We start from the raw sequence: 3,544 nt of genomic DNA, 5'->3' as shown, positions 1-3,544 counted from the left end.
CGGCGACGTGCTGCGCGACCTGCTCGGCTCCGGTTCGCCGGCGGTCAGCGGGCAGGTTCAGCTCGGGCGGGGCGTGCGCGTCGGCGGGCGGAACGCGTCGGGGCGGGCCCGCCTGCGCCGGGCCATCCGGGTCCGCCGCCGGGCCCGCGGGGTGTGCGGAACCGCCCGGGACAGGTGTGCCCGCAGCGGCGGGCGCAGTTCCGCCTCGCCCGCGCCGGCCGCCGTGCGCACCATCCGGTTGGCGTCGTCCGGGTCGCACCCGGTGACCCGCAGCAGCTCGCTGTCGGCCGTGCGCAGGTCGGTGACCACGCCGTCGCCGAAGGAGCGGACCCCCTGCGCCCAGGCCCGGCCGGCCAGTTCGGCGCTCTCCCGGACCAGCCGGCGGGTGCCGGTCAGGTCCTCGCCGTTTCGGCACTCGCGGCGCATCACGCGGACGGCCTCGCCGAGGCGGGTGACGGCGTCGGCCAGGGTCGGCGGGATCGGCTCGTCGTACTGCAGGGCGGTGGCGGAGCGGCGGGCCACCGAGCGGGCGTAGAGGATCACCCGCTCCAGGTGTTGCGCGGCGGCCGCGTACCGGTGGAACTGGGCGCGCCGGCGCCAGCGGACCGGCGCCAGGGTGACCACCTCCTCGGCCCCGCTGAGCGCGTCGTTGAGCCGCCCCACGTCGGCGTCGAGCCCCCGCATCCGCTCCAGCGAGCGGATGGCCGCGTCGGCGTCCCGGGTGGTCAGCGCCCGGGCGACGGCGTCGAGCTCGGTGGTGAGCGCGGTGACGATCGGCTCGGTCGCCCGGTCCAGGACCCGCAGCGGGTTGACCGGCAGCAGCAGCGCCACCACGCCGAGGCCGACCACGCCGCCGACCAGCGCGTCGAAGATCCGGGGCAGCTCCAGGCCGGGTTCGACGGGGGCGAGGGTGGCGATCAGCACGGCCGTACCGCCGGCCTGGCCGACCAGGGCGCCGCCGCGCCCGGCGACCAGTAGCGCGGTCGCGATGGCCAGGGTCACCACCAGGCCGGTCTGCCAGGACCCGGAGCCGAGCAGGTCGCGCAGCACGTCGCCGACCACGATGCCGAGCCCCACCCCGACCAGCAGCTCGAAGGTGCGCCGGGCCCGCTGGCCGATGGCGGTGGCGATGGTGCCGACCGCGGCGGCCGGTGCGAAGACGTGCGCGCCGGGCCCGAGCAGGCGCTGGGCGAGCAGCGCGGCGAGCGCCGCGGCCAGCCCGGCCTGGACGGCGATCACGACGGTCACCTCCAGCTGGCGCAGCCGCAGCCGGCCCGCCGCGAAGCCCTCGGCGCGGACGTGGGCCAGCTCCCGCCCGGCTCGCTCGGCGGCCTGGTCGAGAGGCGAGCGGACGGTGTCGGGGCGCTCGTCGGCCATGGCGGCGGTTACCCGGCGCGGCGCGGGTGAATCGTCCGGGTTGCGGCGCGGGTGCTCCGCCGGCCGGTTCTGCGCGGCCTCAGCCGGCCCAGCGGCCGGCCAGCACCGCGACGCCGTCGCCGTCCAGTTCCGGCAGGGCCACCCGGCGACCGGTCAGCGTCAGCAGCATCGCCTCACCGGTGCCCCGCACCGCCGGACCGGCTCCGGACGCCCAGCCCAGGTCGGTGGCCTCGAATCGCAGCCCGGCCACCCGGCGCCGGTCGACGAAGCCCACCGCCCGGCCGCCGGCCAGGAAGTCCAGCGAGGTGCGTACCCGGTCGGGGTCCAGGTCGGCGGGGAGGCCGAGCGGCCGGCGGATGTCGAGCCCGTGCACCTGGAGGTCGGTGAGCTGGCCGAAGTATCCGACCACGGGCGGACGGAAGCGGTGCTCCGCGTGCTCGCGCAGGGCCGCGGCCAGCTCGGCGGCGGGTCTCCGGGCCACCTGCTGGGCCAGCCGGGCATTCGCCACGTGCAGCCGGAAACCGGCGCGCAGCACCAGCGGGAGGAGCGACCACCGTGACCCGACAAGCGGCGATGCCAGGTGCCCGGCGACCTCCCGCACCGTCCACGAGCCGCAGAGGCTCGGGGTGTCCAGCTGCGCTGGAGTGAGCGAGTCGATCAGGTCGGCCATCCGGCGCCGCTCGGCGGCGATCATCGGCAGCAGGTCGGTTTCCACCGCCCCATTCTGGCCGCCGGCAGCCACCCCCGCTGCCCCCGGCCGGACGGGGTCAGCGACGGAAGGTGCGGCCGAGCAGGTCGAACAGGGCGGCCCAGTGCCGCTCGGTGGCCGCCTCGTCGTACATCGGGGTGTCGGACTGGGTGTAGCCGTGGCGGGCCCCGGCGTAGACCTCCGAACGGTAGGTGACGCCGGCCGCGTCCAGGGCCTTCTCCAGGGTGGCGATCTGCTCGGCGGTCATCGACGGGTCCTGGTCGGCGTGGCCGAAGTACAGCTCGCCGGTCACCGCGCCGACACCCAGGTGCGGGCTGTCCGGGGCGTCGGTCACCACACGCCCGGCGTGGAAGGCGGCGACCGCGGCGATCCGGTCCGGGTGCGCCTCGGCGGCCCGCAGGGCGTTGGTGCCGCCCATGCAGTAGCCGGTGAGGGCCGCGGCGCCGGGCGCGACGCCGGGCTGCGCGGCGAGGAAGTCCAGGTAGGCGGTGGTGTCCCGGGCGATGACGTCCGGGGTCAACGCGCCGATCATCGGGGAGATCTTCTCGAACAGCGCGCCGCGCCGGTTCTCGTCGTGCAGGCCGGAGAGGTCGACCAGCGGGGCGCGGCCGAAGCGGTGGAACAGGTTCGGCACCAGCACGACGTACCCGCGCGCGGCGATCGTCCCGGCCATCTCGGCCATCCTCGGCCGGAGCCCGAACGCGTCCATGAAGACCAGCACCGCCGGGAAGGGCCCGTCCCCGTCGGGTCGGGCGAGAAGGGCGTCCGCCACCCCGTCGCCGGTCGGCACGTCCACGGTCGTCGTCTGCACTCTCCGGACCTCCCTGCGCTGCGCGTTTCCGCGGTGCACGCTACCCCCGCCCCCGGGTCCCGGCACGGCGAGCCCTTCCGCCGGATGCGGCGGAAGGGCATCCTGGGTGGATGGGAGAGGTGCTACCGATGCCCGGTTTCGGGGACCTGTTCACCGACCTGCGCGGCGAGGACCGGACGCTGCGGGTCAGCTACCACGCGGACCGCGGCGCCGTGGTGCTGTCGCTGTGGAGCGGCACGGTGTGCCGCGGCTCGTTCCGGATGCCCGCCGCCGACGTGGACCGGCTGGTCGCGCTGCTCACCGCCGTCCGCGGCGCCGGCGACGGGAGCGACCCGGCCGGGCCGGGAACGGCCGCCGCCGAGGGCACGGCCCCGGTCCCGGAGCCGTCCGTCGAGCGCACGGGCGACATCTCGGCCCGGCGCGTGGCCCTGCCGACCCAGCCGGCGCCCCGGGTCGCCTGACCGGGCAGAAACCGGACGAACGCGCAGACTTTTCTTCTTCCGTGACCTACCTTCCGGGGATAGGAGTTCGGAAGGGAGGGACGATGATTCCCGTTTCGTCACACACCAGGCGCCGCCGCCATCCCGCCGCGTTGGGGACGGCCCTCCTGGTCGCCGCCGGCCTGGCCGGCGTGGCCGGTCCGGCCG

Annotated in this window: 4 protein-coding genes; 1 reads left to right on the top strand and 3 read right to left on the bottom strand. The window is 76.6% G+C overall.

Going from position 1 to position 3,544, the window contains the following annotated elements:
* Window positions 1-57 precede the first annotated feature (57 nt).
* From F8274_RS30130 to F8274_RS30120, 3 genes are all read right to left on the bottom strand, one after another.
* A complete protein-coding gene (locus F8274_RS30130) occupies window positions 58-1,377 on the bottom strand; it encodes an FUSC family protein (protein WP_151465732.1) in 1,320 nt (439 codons plus the stop codon).
* A 79-nt stretch (window positions 1,378-1,456) separates the two neighbouring features.
* A complete protein-coding gene (locus F8274_RS30125; RefSeq protein WP_225854043.1) occupies window positions 1,457-2,092 on the bottom strand; it encodes a maleylpyruvate isomerase family mycothiol-dependent enzyme in 636 nt (211 codons plus the stop codon).
* Window positions 2,093-2,144: 52 nt separating this feature from the next.
* Window positions 2,145-2,897: a dienelactone hydrolase family protein gene (locus F8274_RS30120; protein WP_151465730.1), complete on the bottom strand. Its 753-nt coding sequence runs from the start codon at window positions 2,895-2,897 to the stop codon at window positions 2,145-2,147.
* A 128-nt stretch (window positions 2,898-3,025) separates the two neighbouring features.
* Here F8274_RS30120 and F8274_RS30115 point away from each other — a divergent pair, with 128 nt between their 5' ends.
* Window positions 3,026-3,358 (top strand): hypothetical protein, encoded by a 333-nt coding sequence (locus F8274_RS30115; protein ID WP_151465729.1) that lies wholly within the window; start codon window positions 3,026-3,028, stop codon window positions 3,356-3,358.
* Window positions 3,359-3,544: the final 186 nt, after the last annotated feature.

This window comes from Micromonospora sp. AMSO31t (assembly GCF_008868175.1).
Classification (GTDB): Bacteria; Actinomycetota; Actinomycetes; order Mycobacteriales; family Micromonosporaceae; genus Micromonospora.
This window is presented reverse-complemented; position numbering and strand designations above follow the sequence as displayed.

What these genes read in the sequence shown, in the direction of transcription:
- F8274_RS30115 (WP_151465729.1), top strand. Translation starts at nt 3,026, where the DNA reads ATGCCCGGTTTCGGGGACCTGTTCACCGACCTGCGCGGCGAGGACCGG.
- F8274_RS30130 (WP_151465732.1), bottom strand. Translation starts at nt 1,377, where the DNA reads ATGGCCGACGAGCGCCCCGACACCGTCCGCTCGCCTCTCGACCAGGCC.